The sequence below is a fragment of the Chromobacterium sp. HL1 genome (assembly GCF_057418835.1).
The window spans coordinates 3,165,714-3,179,762 of record NZ_CP162399.1; the positions used below are offsets into that span (position 1 = coordinate 3,165,714).

The 14,049-nt window shown below is 67.3% G+C and carries 18 protein-coding genes; 10 read left to right on the top strand and 8 right to left on the bottom strand.

The features are described 5' to 3' along the window. Nucleotides 1-146: 146 nt before the first annotated feature. Both AB1Z25_RS14250 and AB1Z25_RS14255 read right to left on the bottom strand, forming a co-directional pair. Complete coding sequence (locus tag AB1Z25_RS14250) at nt 147-1,169, bottom strand: putative 2-aminoethylphosphonate ABC transporter substrate-binding protein (protein WP_199225886.1); 1,023 nt, start codon at nt 1,167-1,169, stop codon at nt 147-149. Between the two features lie 155 nt (nt 1,170-1,324). Continuing rightward, nucleotides 1,325-2,005, bottom strand: a complete 681-nt coding sequence (locus tag AB1Z25_RS14255; protein WP_486635522.1) for a DAPG hydrolase family protein — start codon at nt 2,003-2,005, stop codon at nt 1,325-1,327. A gap of 96 nt (nt 2,006-2,101) precedes the next feature. On the opposite strand from AB1Z25_RS14255, the gene AB1Z25_RS14260 reads away from it, so the two are divergent. Both AB1Z25_RS14260 and AB1Z25_RS14265 read left to right on the top strand, forming a co-directional pair. Beyond that, nucleotides 2,102-2,749, top strand: a complete 648-nt coding sequence (locus AB1Z25_RS14260) for a TetR/AcrR family transcriptional regulator (protein ID WP_227104126.1) — start codon at nt 2,102-2,104, stop codon at nt 2,747-2,749. Nucleotides 2,750-2,825: 76 nt separating this feature from the next. Next, nucleotides 2,826-4,448, top strand: coding sequence for a sensor domain-containing diguanylate cyclase (locus tag AB1Z25_RS14265; RefSeq protein ID WP_107799818.1), 1,623 nt, complete (start codon nt 2,826-2,828; stop codon nt 4,446-4,448). 62 nt (nt 4,449-4,510) lie between these two features. Here the strand turns inward: AB1Z25_RS14265 and AB1Z25_RS14270 are convergent, their stop codons facing one another. The 4 genes from AB1Z25_RS14270 to phnF form a co-directional block, all read right to left on the bottom strand. Then, the gene (locus tag AB1Z25_RS14270) at nt 4,511-4,840 is read right to left on the bottom strand and encodes a hypothetical protein (RefSeq protein ID WP_107799819.1); all 330 of its coding nucleotides are present in this window, start codon (nt 4,838-4,840) and stop codon (nt 4,511-4,513) included. 298 nt (nt 4,841-5,138) lie between these two features. Then, nucleotides 5,139-5,708, bottom strand: a complete 570-nt coding sequence (gene phnN, locus AB1Z25_RS14275; RefSeq protein ID WP_227104127.1) for a phosphonate metabolism protein/1,5-bisphosphokinase (PRPP-forming) PhnN — start codon at nt 5,706-5,708, stop codon at nt 5,139-5,141. Beyond that, on the bottom strand, nt 5,698-6,390 hold the full coding sequence (locus AB1Z25_RS14280) for a DUF1045 domain-containing protein (protein ID WP_486635523.1): 693 nt from the start codon (nt 6,388-6,390) through the stop codon (nt 5,698-5,700). Before AB1Z25_RS14280 ends, phnN begins: the two co-directional genes overlap by 11 nt. After that, entirely contained in the window at nt 6,390-7,112 is a 723-nt protein-coding gene (phnF, locus tag AB1Z25_RS14285) for a phosphonate metabolism transcriptional regulator PhnF (protein WP_227104129.1), read from the bottom strand. The genes AB1Z25_RS14280 and phnF overlap by 1 nt, the downstream gene beginning before the upstream one ends. Nucleotides 7,113-7,280: 168 nt before the next feature. Here phnF and phnG point away from each other — a divergent pair, with 168 nt between their 5' ends. The 7 genes from phnG to AB1Z25_RS14320 are packed head-to-tail and all read left to right on the top strand — an operon-like array spanning nt 7,281 to nt 12,863. Then, nucleotides 7,281-7,721, top strand: a complete 441-nt coding sequence (gene phnG / locus AB1Z25_RS14290) for a phosphonate C-P lyase system protein PhnG (protein ID WP_107799823.1) — start codon at nt 7,281-7,283, stop codon at nt 7,719-7,721. A 1-nt stretch (nt 7,722) separates the two neighbouring features. Next, on the top strand, nt 7,723-8,295 hold the full coding sequence (gene phnH, locus AB1Z25_RS14295; RefSeq protein ID WP_486635524.1) for a phosphonate C-P lyase system protein PhnH: 573 nt from the start codon (nt 7,723-7,725) through the stop codon (nt 8,293-8,295). Nucleotide 8,296: 1 nt separating this feature from the next. Beyond that, entirely contained in the window at nt 8,297-9,382 is a 1,086-nt protein-coding gene (locus tag AB1Z25_RS14300) for a carbon-phosphorus lyase complex subunit (protein ID WP_486635525.1), read from the top strand. Next, entirely contained in the window at nt 9,379-10,236 is an 858-nt protein-coding gene (locus AB1Z25_RS14305) for an alpha-D-ribose 1-methylphosphonate 5-phosphate C-P-lyase PhnJ (RefSeq protein WP_107799826.1), read from the top strand. The genes AB1Z25_RS14300 and AB1Z25_RS14305 overlap by 4 nt, the downstream gene beginning before the upstream one ends. Continuing rightward, nucleotides 10,233-11,006: a phosphonate C-P lyase system protein PhnK gene (phnK, locus tag AB1Z25_RS14310; RefSeq protein ID WP_235087620.1), complete on the top strand. Its 774-nt coding sequence runs from the start codon at nt 10,233-10,235 to the stop codon at nt 11,004-11,006. Before AB1Z25_RS14305 ends, phnK begins: the two co-directional genes overlap by 4 nt. Nucleotides 11,007-11,010: 4 nt before the next feature. After that, nucleotides 11,011-11,718: a phosphonate C-P lyase system protein PhnL gene (gene phnL / locus AB1Z25_RS14315; protein ID WP_227104137.1), complete on the top strand. Its 708-nt coding sequence runs from the start codon at nt 11,011-11,013 to the stop codon at nt 11,716-11,718. Continuing rightward, a complete protein-coding gene (locus AB1Z25_RS14320) occupies nt 11,715-12,863 on the top strand; it encodes an alpha-D-ribose 1-methylphosphonate 5-triphosphate diphosphatase (protein ID WP_486635526.1) in 1,149 nt (382 codons plus the stop codon). The genes phnL and AB1Z25_RS14320 overlap by 4 nt, the downstream gene beginning before the upstream one ends. A 143-nt stretch (nt 12,864-13,006) precedes the next feature. Here the strand turns inward: AB1Z25_RS14320 and AB1Z25_RS14325 are convergent, their stop codons facing one another. Then, a complete protein-coding gene (locus AB1Z25_RS14325; protein ID WP_157222177.1) occupies nt 13,007-13,153 on the bottom strand; it encodes a hypothetical protein in 147 nt (48 codons plus the stop codon). A 45-nt stretch (nt 13,154-13,198) separates the two neighbouring features. Next, the gene (locus AB1Z25_RS14330) at nt 13,199-13,465 is read right to left on the bottom strand and encodes a hypothetical protein (protein WP_146176662.1); all 267 of its coding nucleotides are present in this window, start codon (nt 13,463-13,465) and stop codon (nt 13,199-13,201) included. A gap of 331 nt (nt 13,466-13,796) precedes the next feature. On the opposite strand from AB1Z25_RS14330, the gene AB1Z25_RS14335 reads away from it, so the two are divergent. After that, nucleotides 13,797-14,021 (top strand): hypothetical protein, encoded by a 225-nt coding sequence (locus AB1Z25_RS14335; RefSeq protein WP_107799831.1) that lies wholly within the window; start codon nt 13,797-13,799, stop codon nt 14,019-14,021. Nucleotides 14,022-14,049 lie beyond the last annotated feature (28 nt).

The window sequence follows — 14,049 nt, forward strand, 5'->3', positions numbered from 1 at the left end:
GCTGAAAAAGCCGAGCGCACACACGGTATATGAGCATTTTGAAGACGCACTCACCGTGTAACGCTCCACGACGCGCAGCAGATCGTAAACAGGTTTTTAAAAAGAAACGACGCCGCCCGGCGGGCGGCGAAATGACGGAAGCCGGCTCAGCTCTTGGGTTCGGCCTTGCTTTCGTAGCGGCGCGACCATTCGCGCAGGATGGCCTCGCGCTGCTTGGCGGCCCAGGCGAAATTGTTCTTGCTCAGACGCTGGGCGTAATCGGCGGGGATGAAGGGATTGGGCTTGGCCACGCCGGGCATGGCCAGCACCGCGTAGTTCTTTTCATACAGGCGCATCGCCGGCAGGCTGACCGAGAAATCCGCCAGCTTCTGCGCGGCGGCCAGCTTCTTGCTGCCCTTGATGATGGCGGTGGCTTCCAGATCCCAGCCCAGGCCCTCCTTCGGGTAGATCAGGTCGATGGGCGCGCCCTTCTCCTTGAGCTGAGCGCCGCGGTATTCGAAGGAGATGCCTATCGGATACTCGCCGGCGGCGGCCATCTTGCACGGCTTGGAGCCGGAGTGGACGTACTGGGCCATATTGGCGTGCAGCTTGTCCATATACTCCCAGCCCTTTTTCTCGCCCATCATCTGCAGCCAGGCGGACACGTCCAGATAACCCGTGCCGGAGGACGCCGGATGCGGCATCACGATCTGGCCCTTATAGACCGGCTTGGCGAGGTCGGCCCAGCTCTCCGGCTTGGGCAGGTTTTTCTTGGCGGCTTCCACGGTGTTGAAACAGAGGGCGGCGGCCCACACGTCCATGCCGGTCCACTTGGGCGGCTTGGCCTTGTCGACGAATTCCGGGCTCAACTTTTCCACGCCCTTGGGCGCGTAAGGCTGCAGCATGCCCTGCTGGTCCAGAATCATCAGGCTGGTGGCGGCCAGGCCCCATACCGCGTCGGCTTGCGGATTGTTTTTCTCGGACAACAGCTTGGCGGTGATGATGCCGGTGGATTCGCGCACGAAGCGGATTTCGATGTCCGGGTTGGCCTTCTCGAAAGCCTCTTTGTATTCCTTGACCTGGTCCGCCTCCAGCGCGGTGTACACGGTCAGGGTGGTGGCGGCCTGCGCCAGCGGGGCCGTCAGGCCGGACAGGGCCAGGCCGGCGGCCAGGACAATCAGCTGTTTCATCGACATCGCTCCAATGGGTTTAGACGTATAGACCTCATGGTCCATGCGCCGTCCGTCAATCAGCCGCCACCTTACGACGCGCCGATGACAGCGCGGTGACGGCCGGGTGAAGCTTGTCTTGCGCGGCTGGATGTCCTGCCCGCCGGCGCGGCGGCCTACCAGGCCAGCGGCCCTTTCTCGCCGTTGGCGTGCTCGCCGTAATACAGCGACGGCAAGAACCGCGCCAGGCAGCTGAACTCGTTGTAGCAATGGCGCATCAGCTCCAGGCCCAGGCGTTCCGGCACCGGTTCGCCGCTGCCGTCGACCGCGCCCAGCAAGAAGCGGCTGCGCAGCACCGCGCCGTGGGCGGTGTCCCGCGTCAGGTGCACCATCTCGCCGTCCAGCGGGTCGCCGTCGGCGCTGAGCCGCGGTTCGTTGCCGAAAGCGATGCGCGCGCACACCGCGGCCGAGGCCTCGCCGCGCGCCAGCGCCGCGCTCAAGCGGCCGGCGCCGAAGAAGGTTTCCGGCGGGTGGAACTTCAACACCGCCGCCACCGGCGGAATCTCGCCCAGCGCCTCCACCGCGCGCACGGTGGAGCCGATATAGCCGCGGCCGGCGCGGCGGCGGCCGTCCCAGCCACGCAGCTCCACATGGTCGTGCGGATGCCACCAGCGGATGTGCCGGGTGGAATCGAAGAAGGTGAACCACCAGTCGAACATGCGGCCGGCGCAGCCGGGCATTTCGGTGCGCGCGGCCACCAGCAAGCGGCCGTCGTCCAGACGGCGCACGCCGGTTTCCAGCATCAGCGGGCCAGGCTGCAACAGCTCATCGTAAGATGTTTCATAGTGAGAATTCACAGTACACTCCTTGGCTTGAAGATCAGCGCGGCGCGACGCCGGCGCTGGTTAATTAAGAAACGCATTGCGTTTCCATATTGAGGAAACCTTACCCCGATGTCAAGCCAGGATCAGGCCTCGCCGCGCGCGCGCGGCCGCCCCGCCGCGCCGGAACACGCTTTGAAGCAACAGGTGCTGGACGCCGCCACCGAACTCTTGCTGAGCCAGGGCTACCAGGCCGCCACCATGGCGGCGGTGGCGCAGCGGGCCGGGGTGGCCAAGAAAACGGTGTACCGCTTCGCCGACAACAGCGAGCAGTTGCTGGGCGCGGTCATCCACGGCTGGACCGACGCCTTCGTCGCGCCGATGAGCGAGCCGCTGACGGAGGCCGCCGCGCTGCCGCAGGCCTTGGAAGCGCTGCTGAACACCGTGGCGGCCAAGGTGCTCACGCGCGAGGCGGTGGGATTGTTCCGCCTGCTGATAGGAGACTTTCCCGGCCGGGAACAGGCGCTGGCGCAGTACGCCGAGCACGGCGTGCAGCGCTGCGCCGCGCTCTTGGCCGGCTGGCTGGAGCGCCAGGCGGAACAGGGCTTGATCCGCTGCCCGCAGCCGGCGCAAACCGCCGAACTGCTGCTGGCGATGACGATAGCGGAGCCGCTGCGCCGGATGGCGCTGGGCCTGACGCCGCCGCTGCCGGAGCACGAGCCCGGCGAGCGCATCCGCGCCGCGGTGGCGCTGTGTTGCGCCGGTCTGCTGCCGCGCTGAGCCGCCCCGCCGGGCCCGGGCATACAAGGCCCGAAACCTTGACTAAACTGTCTTGAAGACAACCTTATTTGCGACCATGAGCCTGCGCCGCGTCCTTGATAGCATCGTTACCCGCTTGCTGCTGCTGGCGCTGGGCATCGTGGTGGCCGGCGCGGTGGCGCGCTACTACGCGCTCAGCCAGTTTCTGCGCGAGGATTTGAGCAAGGTGGTGCAGAACCAGCAGATGGCGCTGGCCAGCTACGTCGCCCGCGACGTGGACTTCAAGATCCAGCAGCGCCAGGCCTTGCTTCAGCGGTTGGCCGCCAGCCTGCCCCAGGAGCTGCTGCAACGCCCGGCGGAACTGCAAGCCTGGCTGCGCCTGCATTGCGACTTCCAATGCCCGTTCTCGCAAGGCCTGTACGTGGTGACGCCGGACGGGCGCGCCATCGCCGACTATCCGTCCATGCCCGGCCGCGTGGGCCGGGACTATTCCGACCGGGACTATATCCGCGTCGCCCTGTCCAGCCCGCCCAATCTGGACCGCGTCGTCATCGGCCGCCCGCTTATCGGCCGCATCAGCAAAAAACCGGTGCTGCCGATGGCGGCGGCGCTGCCCTGGCGCGACGGCCGCCCGCAAGGCGCGCTGGCCGGCATTACCGCGCTGGCCGCGCCGGGCTTCATGGACTTGCTGCTGGCCTCCCACATCGGCGGGCCCAATAGCGGCTTTTTGCTGATCTCGCCGCAGGACAAGATCTTCGTCGCCTCCTCCCAGCCGGACATGGTGCTCAAACCCACGCCGCCGGCGGGGATCAATCCCTTGCACGACCGGGCGATGACGGGGTTTCGCGGCGTGGGCATCACCGTCAACGCCCAAGGGCGCGAGGAAGTCTCCGCCATCGCCTCGGTGCCCAGCACCGGCTGGTTCGTGGTGGCGCGGCTGCCCAGCAGCGAGGCCTTCGCCACCGTGGGACGGGCGCAAGCCTTTTTGCTGAAAAACGCGGTGATCGCCGTGCTGGTGTTCGCTCTGGCCGCGGGCGCGGGCCTGTATCTGCTGTTCCGCCCGCTGTTCCGCGCCGCCAGCCACGCGGACCGCATGACCCGCGGCGAACTGCCGCTGGAACCGCTGCCGGTCAAGCGCAACGACGAGGTGGGCTATCTGCTGGCCGCCTTCAACCGGCTGCTGAGCAAGCTGGACCAGCATCAGGCGGAACTGGCGCGCATGGCCCATCACGACACCCTGACCGGCTTGCCCAACCGCGCCTTGCTGGCCGACCGCCTGACCATGGCGCTGGCGCGCGCGCAGCGCAATGCAAGCCGGCTGGGCTTGTTGTTTCTGGATCTGGACGGCTTCAAGCAGATCAACGACGGCTACGGCCACAAGGCCGGCGACAAAGTGTTGTGGCAGGCGGCGCAGCGCCTGGGCGGCATCGTGCGCCAGACCGACACCCTGGCGCGCATCGGCGGCGACGAGTTCGTGCTGCTGATCGGCGATCTGGGCGAGGACGCGGAGGAAGCGGCCCGCATCGTGGCGGCCAAATGCATAGAGACGATGCAAACGCCTTTCGACATCGGCGGCGAACAACGCCAGCTGGGCATTTCCGTCGGCATCGCGCTGGGCAACGGCGACAGCAGCGCGGACAGCCTGCTGCAGGCGGCGGACCAGGCGATGTACCGGGCCAAGAAGTCCGGCCGCAGCGGCTGCGAAAGCGTCACGCTGTAAAACCCGTTTACGATCCCGCAAGCCGTCCGGCGGCCCTGCCAGGCCGCCGTGACTGCCGCTGTCTATACGATTTCGGGGATGGGCTCGATATAAGCCACCCGCTCGTTATTGTGCAGCACTTCCACCGCCGTGTACTTGGGCGCGCCCGGCGGCAGCACCCTGTCGTAGTGGGCGTGCGCCACCGCCAACACCTGCGGCCACATGCCGGGCTTTTGCACCAGGTGCAAGTCCAGCATCAGGATGGCCGGGTTGATGCCTTGCGGCTCGCGCATGCACAGCAGCGCCTCCACGCCGGGGTTGGCCACCACCACGTCGCCTGCCACATGCAAGCTCTTGGGGTGACCCGGCATCACGTTCAGCCAGGCATGCCAGTTTCTCGATTGCAAAGCCATATCCATTCTCCTGCCAACGGCGGGACGACCATTGCATGCGCACCGCTCAGAACCTGTTTACGATCTGCTGCGCGTCGGCGATACAGCGTTGAAAACCACTTCGAAATGCTCATGTACCACCTGTACATTCCGCTTTCTCAGCGGTTTTCGCCTTGTCTCGCCTTAGCTCGCGAAATCGTAAACACGTTCTCCGGCGTCCCGCCAGCCGGAGACGGCGCGCGGCTCGCCGCCACGCGGCCGGCGAACTGCCCCGGTTATAGCAAGCGGCGGCGGCTTCGCCGGCGCGGTTTTCCAGGCATTAAGGACAGTCCGCCTCCCTGCCCCGCGTCAGCAGCCGCAGCAGCCGCTCGCCGGCCTCGGCCAGTTCGCCGTCGTTTTGCAGCACCGCCGCGTCCGGCGGCGGCGTCAGCGCGGCGGCCTCCTCCAGCCGCAGGGCGACGCGCTCGGCCGATTCCCGGCCGCGGCCGGCCAGCCGCGCCGCCAGCGCCGCCGGGCTGGCGACGACCCACACCGGCCGCAGGCCGGGAAAACGCCGCGCCGCCAGCGGCAGCGCCGAGCGCGAGCCGTTGACCACCACGTCCAGCCCCTGTTCCAGCCACAGCGCCACTTCCATGCCCAGGCCATAGGCCAGACCATGCCGCCGCCAGCTCAGGGCGAAGCAGCCGCTGCGCTCGCGCTGTTCAAACTCTTCCCGGCTCAAGGCCACGTGGTTCTCGCCGCCGGCGTCGGCCGGCCGGGTGATGTAGCGGTGGGCGAACACCAGCCGGCCGGAGGCCGGCAGCCGCGCCCGCGCATAAGCCAGCAGGCTGTCCTTGCCGGCGCCGGACGGGCCGATCACATACCACAGCGCGCCGGGCTCAGGCTTCATAGCGCGCCACCTGTCCGTCAAAGCCGCAATGCGCGAGGTAGCGGAAAGCCTCGCCCGCCGCCGGCTCGACAAACACCGCCACGCCGTCCACCCGCGCGCGGGTGAAGGCGGCGAAATGCCGGCGCGCCGCCTGTTCCAGCGCCCGCCCCGTCGCGCTGTCCAGCCTCAGCCGGCCGCTCAGCGTCAGGTGAAAGCGGTAGTGTTCGAACACATAGGGATAGCCCCAGCGCAAGCTTAGCTGCTCCTGGCGCGGGTCCAGCCCGGCGCGCGTTTTCCGCGGCGATTCGCGATCGGCCAAGGGCTCCAGCTCCACCACGCAGGCGGCGGCCAGCTCGGCCAGCTCCGGCGGCGGCGCCGGCGGCCGCAGCGCCAGAAAATCCGCCAGCCAGGCCACCTCCAGCGCCAGCTCGAAGGGCTGGAAGCGTTGCGCCAATACCGCGGTCCGCGCCAGCAGCGCCGCCTCATCCGCGCCGGCGCGCAAGGCGAACGGCGCTTTCAGCGTGGCGTGCCAGCCGTAGCGGGCCGGCGCCGCGGTCAGCTCCGCCCAGACTTCGGCGTCCAGGCCCGGCGCGTGCGGCGGCAATACTTGCAGACCGCTGTGCGCGTCCTGGCCCAGCCAGCCGCTGCCGGCGCGCCAGAAGGCGCTGTCCGGCCGCGGTGCGTAATACAGCGCGTAACGCATCAGGCCTCCTCCATCACCAGTTGCACCAGATCGCCGTTGAAACAGGTGATCCCGTATTGCACCGGCCGCCCCTGCGGGTCCACGTTCAAGGACTTCACATGCAGCACCGGCCGGTTCTTGGGCAGCCCCAGATAGTCCACCGTCTCGCTGTCCGGCAGCCGCGCGCTGACGCGGGTGAAGCGCCGGGTGTAATCGTCTACGCCGAAATGCGCCAGCGCGCGCGTCACCGAGCGCTCGCGCCGGTAAATCTCCGGCAGGCCGGGAAAGCGCGCCGCCGGAAAGAACAAGATCGCCCAGTCCACCACCCGCAACGCCACCCGGCTCAGGGTCTTGATGCGCAGCAGCGGCTCGCCCACCGCCACTTGCAGCAAATCGGCCAGTTCGGCGTTGGCCGGCACCGTGTCGCTGGCCAGGACGTCGATGTCCGAGTTCAGGTTCTGGCTGGCCATGTTCTGGGAAAAACGGGTGCGCTTGCTGATCGCGTAGTCAATCGCATTGTCCTGGACGAAGGTGCCGCGCCCCTGCTCCACCCGCAGCAGGCCGCGCTCCACCAGCGTGGCCACCGCGCGCCGTATGGTGTGGCGGTTGACGCGAAAGCGCTGGGCCAGTTGCAGCTCGGTGGCCAATTGCTCGCCGGCGCGGATCGCGCCGCTGGCGATCTCCTCCGCCAGGCTGTTTTCTATCTGCCGCCAGACGGCGACCCCGGAACCGCGTTCAATCATCGTTCACGCCCTCTCGTTCCCATGGCGGCCAAGGTCTAGCCCCGCCACCCAATCGTCACAAAACCTTCATCGCCGCATGCTGTTTGCGCCTTATCGCCGGCCATTATCATGGATACGTCTATACGTTTATATGAATTTTTGTTGAAACCGCACAGGGGAATACCCGATATGGAAACCTCGACCCGACAAGACTGGCTCAGCGTGCTGGCCCACACCCCGCCGCCGCGGCTGCGCCGGCTGCTGGGCCCGCAATTGCCGCCGGCGCCGCAAGTGGAATGGCTGCGCCGCGCCGAAACCGGCCTTGTCATGCTGCAGGGCCGCGCCGGCGGCGGCGGCGCCCGCTTCAATCTGGGCGAAGCCAGCGTCAGCCGCGCCAGTTGCCGGATCAACGGCCGCCTGGGCCACGGCTGGGCGCTGGGCAGCAACGGCGAACACGCCGAATTGATCGCCCAGGCCGACGCGCTGCTGCAAGACCCGGCGCGGCGGGACGGTTTGCTCGCGCAATGGATAACGCCCTTGCGCGCCGAACGCGCCGCGCGCCGCGAACAGGCGGCGCGCGAAGCCGCCGCCAGCAAGGTGGAATTCTTCACCCTGGTCCGGGGGGAATGAAATGCGCGCCGCCTTCTCCGACCCGGTTCACGACAGTCAGCGCTGCTTCCGCGCCGCGCTGGCCGCGCTGGCCGAACCCTTGCTGCCGCAAACGCTGCCGGCGCTGCCGGCCGAACTGCCCGGCCTGATGCCGGCCACCGCCGCCCTGCTCTACACCTTGCTGGACCAGGACGTCAGCGTCTGGCTGCCGCCGCTGCCGGCGGACACCCTGGCCAGCCTGCGCTTCCACACCGGCCTGCGCCTGGCCGCCGCTCCGGAACAGGCCGACTTCGTGGTGCTGCCGCTGGGCACGCCGCCGCCGCCGCTGGCCGCGCTCAAGGCCGGCGAGCCCGAATACCCCGACCGCTCCGCCACCGTGCTGCTGGAAACCGCCGGCTTCAACGCCGAACAGGTGGAAGCCGACGGCCCGGGCTTCGCCGCGCCGCGCCGTTTCGGCGTGAACGGCGCGCCGGACGGTTTCTGGCGGCAATGGCGGGACAATCACGCCCGTTTTCCGCTGGGCGTGGACATTTTTCTGATCTGCGGCGAGCGCGTGGCCGGCCTGCCGCGCAGCACCCGCGTCAAGGAGGGTTGAGATGTACGTAGCCGTCAAAGGCGGAGAAACCGCCATCGCCCGCTCCTGGGACTTGCTGGCCGCCAAGCGCCGCGGCGACGCGGCGACGCCGGAACTGAGCCTCGCCCAGATCCGCGGCCAATTGCGGCTGGCGCTGGCCAGGACGATGCAGGAAGGTTCGCTGTACGACGAGGAGCTGGCGGCGCTGGCGCTGAAACAGGCGGCCGGCGACTGCGTGGAGGCGGCCTTCCTGCTGCGCGCCTTCCGCACCACCCTGCCGCGCTTCGCCGCCAGCCGGCCGCTGGACACCGCGGCGATGCGGGTGCGCCGGCGCGTGTCCGGCACCTTCAAGGACGTGCCCGGCGGCCAGGTGCTGGGCCCCACCGCAGATTACACCCAGCGGCTGCTGGACTTCGGCCTGGCCCAGGCCGGCGAGCCGCCGCTGCCGACGCTGGCGGACGCGCCGCTGCCGGAACGGCTGCCCTGCGTGCTGGACACTCTGGCCCAGGAAGGGCTGATCGAGCCGGAAACGCCGCCGCCGGGCGACCCGGAGCCGGCCGACCTGACCCGCGAGCCGCTGCTGTTCCCGGCCGGCCGCGCCGCCCGGCTGCAAAACCTGGCGCGCGGCGACGAGGGCTGGCTGCTGGGCCTGGCCTACTCCACCCAGCGCGGCTACGCCGAAAGCCACCCCTTCGCCGGCGAAATCCGCATGGGCGAAGTCAGCGTGACGGTCTGCCCGAAAGAACTGGGCTTCGACGTCGACATCGGCGAAATCACCCTGACCGAATGCCAGATGATCAACCAGTTCGCCGGCAGCCGCAGCGCGCCGCCGCAGTTCACCCGCGGCTACGGCCTGAGCTTCGGCGAGGCCGAACGCAAGGCAATGGCGATGGCCCTGGTGGACCGCAGCCTGCGCGCCGCCGAGCTGGGCGAAACGGCGCACGCGCCGGCGCAGCAGCCGGAATTCGCGCTGTGCCACAGCGACAACGTCGAAGCCTCCGGCTTCGTCCAGCATCTCAAGCTGCCGCACTACGTCGACTTCCAGGCCGAGCTGTCGCTGATACGCCAGCTGCGCCGCGAACACGCCGCCAAGGAGACACAAGCATGAGCACCGCCGCGCCATGGGCGTACAACTTCGGCTTCCTCGACGAAAACACCAAGCGCATGCTGCGCCGCGCCCTGCTCAAGGCCGTGGCCGTGCCCGGCTATCAAGTGCCCTTCGGCGGCCGCGAAATGCCGCTGCCCTACGGCTGGGGCACCGGCGGCATCCAGGTGACGGCCAGCGTGATCGGCCGCGACGACGTGCTCAAGGTCATAGACCAGGGCGCGGACGACACCACCAACGCGGTCAATATCCGCCGCTTCTTCGCCCGCGTCGCCGGCGTGGCCACCACCACCCGCAGCGCCGAAGCCAGCCTGATCCAGACCCGGCACCGCATCCCGGAAACCCCGCTGCGCGCCGGCCAGGTGCTGGTGTTCCAGGTGCCGGAACCGGAACCGTTGCGCACGCTGGAGGCCAGCGAACAGGAAACCCGCAAGCTGCACGCCCACCAGGATTACGGCCTGATGCACGTCAAGCTGTACGAGGACATCGCCCGCTACGGCCACATCGCCGCCAGCTACGACTACCCGGTGCTGGTCAACGGCCGCTACCTGGCTTCGCCCTCGCCCATCCCCAAATTCGACAACCCCAAGCTGCACCTGAGTCCGGCGCTGCTGCTGTTCGGCGCCGGCCGCGAAAAAAGGCTGTACGCGATCCCGCCGCACACCCGGGTGGAAAGCCTGGCCTTCGACGACCATCCGTTCCAGGTGCAGCGCTGGGAACAGGCCTGCGCGCTGTGCGGCGCCGGCGACAGCTATCTGGACGAAATCATCACCGACGACGCCGGCGCGCGCCAATACGTCTGCTCCGACAGCGACCACTGCCGGCAGCGCCGCGACACACAGGAAAGCCCGCAATGAACCCGCCCCTACTCAGCGTCCGCGGCCTCGGCAAGGACTACGGCAACGGCAACGGCTGCTTCGGCGTCGATTTCGATCTCCACGCCGGCGAAGTGCTGTGCGTGGTCGGCGAATCCGGCTCCGGCAAATCCACGCTGCTGGCCGCGCTGGCCGGCAAGCTGGCCGCAGACGCCGGCAGCGCGCGCTTTCGCGAACGCGACGGCCGCGAGCACGAACTCACCGCCATCGCCGAATCCGAGCGCCGCCGGCTGGCGCGCAGCGAATGGGGCTTCGTGTCCCAGCACGCCCGCGACGGCCTGCGCATGAACGTCTCCGCCGGCGCCAATATCGGCGAGCGGCTGATGGCGCTGGGCCAGCGCCATTACGGCCGGCTGCGCCAGACCGCCGGCGACTGGCTGGAACGGGTGGAAATCGGCCGCTCGCGGCTGGACGATCCGCCCAGCGCCTTCTCCGGCGGCATGCAGCAGCGGCTGCAGATCGCCCGCAGCCTGGCCACCCATCCGCGGCTGGTCTTCATGGACGAACCCACCGGCGGCCTGGACGTCTCGGTGCAGGCCCGCTTCCTGGACCTGACCCGAAGACTGGTGCGCGACAGCGGCATCGCCGTCATCATGGTCACCCACGACCTGGCCGTGGCGCGGCTGCTGGCGCAACGCACGCTGGTGATGCAAGGCGGCCGCGTGGTGGAAGCCGGCCTCACCGATCAAATCCTGGACGATCCGCAGCATCCGTACACCCAGCTGCTGGTATCCTCCATCCTGCAGGCCTGAAGCCATGAAGCTATTGATAGACGCAAGGCAAGTGAGCAAGACTTTCACCCTGCACCAACAAGGCGGCCTGACGCTGCCGGTGCTCGACGAGGTCTCCCTGCAGGCCGCCGCCGGCGAATGCGTGGCGCTGGCCGGCCCTTCCGGCGCCGGCAAGAGCACGCTGCTCAAGGCGCTGTACGCCAATTACCTGGTGGAGCGCGGCAGCATACGCATCCGCCACCGCGACGCCTGGCTGGACATGGCCGCCGCCTTGCCGCACGAGATCGCAGACGCCCGCCGCCACACCCTGGGCTACGTCAGCCAGTTCCTGCGCGCCATCCCGCGGGTGCCGGCGCTGGACATCGTCGCCGAGCCGCTGCGCGAATGGGGCGTGGACGCCGACGCGGCGCGGCGCGAGGCCGGCGCTTTGCTCGCGCGGCTGAACATACCGGAACGGCTGTGGCGGCTGCCGCCGGCCACTTTTTCCGGCGGCGAACAGCAACGGGTCAATATCGCCCGCGGCATGATCGCGCCGCGGCCCATCCTGCTGCTGGACGAGCCCACCGCCTCGCTGGACGCCGCCAACCGCGCGGTGGTGATTGAACTGATGCGCGAAGCGCTGGCGCGCGGCGCGGCGCTGGTGGGCATCTTCCACGACGAACCCACCCGCGACGCCGTCGCCGACCGCGTGTTTGAAGTCCCGCTGGCAAACAAATCGGAACACCTAGCATGAAACGGATATTGAACAATGCCCGGCTGATCCTGGCCGACGGCGTCGTCGAACGCGGCGCGCTGGAAATAGACAACGGCGTGATCGCCGCCGTCCATGCCCAAGCGCTGAGCGCCCCCCCGCCCCACAGCGAAGATCTGGACGGCGACGACCTGCTGCCCGGCCTGGTGGAAGTGCACACCGACAATCTGGAAAAACACCTGATGCCGCGCAACGGCGTGCTGTGGCCGACGCTGCCGGCCGTGGTCACCCACGACGCGCAATGCGTGGCAGCCGGCATCACCACCGTGCTGGACGCGCTGTCGGTGGGCGATCTGGAAGGCGACAGCGTGCGGCTGGACACCCTGCAAAGCGCCTTCGAGGCGATAGACGCCGGCATGCGCCGCCGCGTCTTCCGCGCCGAGCACCTGTTCCACCTGCGTTGCGAACTGGCCTATCCCACGCTGCTGGACGCGCTGTCCCCCTTGATCGGCCATCCGGCGGTGCGTCTGGTGTCGCTGATGGACCACACCCCCGGCCAGCGCCAATACCGCGACCTGGCGCAGTACAAAAAGTACTACGCCAAGAAAAACGTCAGCTGGAACGACGACACCTTCCTCGCCGCGGTGGAGCAACGCAAGCTCAAGCAAGACCGCTACGCCGAAAGCCACCGCCAGGCGGTGGTGGAACTGGCGCGCGCGCGCGGCATCGCCCTGGCCAGCCACGACGACACCGAGCTCAGCCATATCGACGAGGCGGTGCGCGACGGCGTGGCCATGTCCGAATTCCCCACCACCCTGACCGCCGCGCGCGCCGCGCGCGAACAGGGGCTGATGACGGTGATGGGCGCGCCCAACATCGTCCGCGGCGGCTCCCACTCCGGCAATGTCGCCGCCCTGGAACTGGCCGGCCACGGCCTGCTGGACATCCTGTCCTCGGACTACGTGCCGGCCAGCCTCTTGCACGCCGCCTACCTGCTGGGCCGCCAGCCGGGCTGGAACCCAAGCCGCGCCGTCGCCACCGTCACGCGCAACCCGGCCCGGGCGGTGGGATTGGCGGATCGCGGCGCCATCGCCGTCGGCCAGCGCGCGGACCTGGTCCAGGCGCGCGAGCGGGACGGCATTCCGCTGGTGCGCCAAGTGTGGAGCGCCGGCCTGCGCGTATTCTGATAAACGGCGTCCACGCCAAAAGGGCCGCGTTATCGCAACGCGGCCCCATTTCATTTCAATCCGACAATCCCCATTTCGCCCGCTCCGGCGGGGCGAGGAGAAGCCCGCGCCTGACTTTGCTGCCACAAACCAGGCGCAGGCGCTCACTCGCGCCGCAAGGGCGCATTCAAAGCCTTCTCCTTGCCAATATGCAAGAGCAGCATCAAAACGCCTATGCCCAGCGCCTTCATCCCGCACCAGAACAAAGCGATGCTAAATACGCGACAACATACAAAACCGATCAGCGACACAATTGATTTCCCAATCCAAAAATAAACGCCACTACTGACCAATAATCAAATGGAAAACGCTTCCGACTTCACCGCCCAATAAATATCCAAACGCTCCTTGCGCGTCAGATACACCTTGCCGCCCACGCCGCCGCCTTTCAGGGCGACGCTGCATATTCTCAAAGCGCGATAGAGTCCAGGCACCACCGCGCCCATGGCGGAGGTTTTTCTAATCAGGTTTTCGATATAAACCGTCAAGCTCTCCAAATCCTGCCGCCAAATCATCTCCCGCTCTTGGGCCAAGCCTTCCAATACTTTTTCATTTCCCGCCATTAACACGGCCACTGCCTCCAAAAAACATCAGCGGCCAGCTTAACCCTGTTGATACTAAATGTCTTTATCCAAACCAGTACAATTTATTATCAGCCATTAGAAATGATTATCGTTTTGGCCGCCGCCCCAGGTCCGATATCGGCCCGAACAGGGCCAACAACGGCCGCAGCAATCATTATCATTCCTTACCACCCCTGGCAAAAAGCTTAATTCTCAAGGCTTGCGCCCCCGCTCATCCAAACTGCATGCTATGATCTCCGCTCTGTTCCGTGGGCGCGAAATCCGCTTTCGACTGCCTAAATGTATTGAATAACAACACACATCATTCAGCATGCAATATAAAAACAAAGACCACGCCAACGCCGGCAATCCTTTAATGGAGCAACTCGCCAACAGCGCCAAACTCTCCGCGCTGATCCTATGTCTGGATCAGGCGCAATTGCTGAGCGAGCAACTGTTAAACGAACTTAACAGCAGAGATAAAAGAATTAATGCGATAGAGCAGGAGCTGCTGCGAGCGCAACAAGAAATCACACAGCTTAAATCCACGCATTAAGCCAAAAGCGCCGCTGGTTTTAACAAGC

What these genes read in the sequence shown, in the direction of transcription:
- phnG (WP_107799823.1), top strand. Translation starts at nt 7,281, where the DNA reads ATGGAAACCTCGACCCGACAAGACTGGCTCAGCGTGCTGGCCCACACC.
- phnK (WP_235087620.1), top strand. Translation starts at nt 10,233, where the DNA reads ATGAACCCGCCCCTACTCAGCGTCCGCGGCCTCGGCAAGGACTACGGC.
- AB1Z25_RS14270 (WP_107799819.1), bottom strand. Translation starts at nt 4,840, where the DNA reads ATGGCTTTGCAATCGAGAAACTGGCATGCCTGGCTGAACGTGATGCCG.
- AB1Z25_RS14335 (WP_107799831.1), top strand. Translation starts at nt 13,797, where the DNA reads ATGCAATATAAAAACAAAGACCACGCCAACGCCGGCAATCCTTTAATG.
- phnF (WP_227104129.1), bottom strand. Translation starts at nt 7,112, where the DNA reads ATGATTGAACGCGGTTCCGGGGTCGCCGTCTGGCGGCAGATAGAAAAC.
- phnN (WP_227104127.1), bottom strand. Translation starts at nt 5,708, where the DNA reads ATGAAGCCTGAGCCCGGCGCGCTGTGGTATGTGATCGGCCCGTCCGGC.
- AB1Z25_RS14280 (WP_486635523.1), bottom strand. Translation starts at nt 6,390, where the DNA reads ATGCGTTACGCGCTGTATTACGCACCGCGGCCGGACAGCGCCTTCTGG.
- AB1Z25_RS14300 (WP_486635525.1), top strand. Translation starts at nt 8,297, where the DNA reads ATGTACGTAGCCGTCAAAGGCGGAGAAACCGCCATCGCCCGCTCCTGG.
- AB1Z25_RS14260 (WP_227104126.1), top strand. Translation starts at nt 2,102, where the DNA reads ATGTCAAGCCAGGATCAGGCCTCGCCGCGCGCGCGCGGCCGCCCCGCC.
- phnL (WP_227104137.1), top strand. Translation starts at nt 11,011, where the DNA reads ATGAAGCTATTGATAGACGCAAGGCAAGTGAGCAAGACTTTCACCCTG.
- AB1Z25_RS14265 (WP_107799818.1), top strand. Translation starts at nt 2,826, where the DNA reads ATGAGCCTGCGCCGCGTCCTTGATAGCATCGTTACCCGCTTGCTGCTG.
- AB1Z25_RS14320 (WP_486635526.1), top strand. Translation starts at nt 11,715, where the DNA reads ATGAAACGGATATTGAACAATGCCCGGCTGATCCTGGCCGACGGCGTC.
- AB1Z25_RS14330 (WP_146176662.1), bottom strand. Translation starts at nt 13,465, where the DNA reads ATGGCGGGAAATGAAAAAGTATTGGAAGGCTTGGCCCAAGAGCGGGAG.
- AB1Z25_RS14305 (WP_107799826.1), top strand. Translation starts at nt 9,379, where the DNA reads ATGAGCACCGCCGCGCCATGGGCGTACAACTTCGGCTTCCTCGACGAA.
- AB1Z25_RS14250 (WP_199225886.1), bottom strand. Translation starts at nt 1,169, where the DNA reads ATGAAACAGCTGATTGTCCTGGCCGCCGGCCTGGCCCTGTCCGGCCTG.
- phnH (WP_486635524.1), top strand. Translation starts at nt 7,723, where the DNA reads ATGCGCGCCGCCTTCTCCGACCCGGTTCACGACAGTCAGCGCTGCTTC.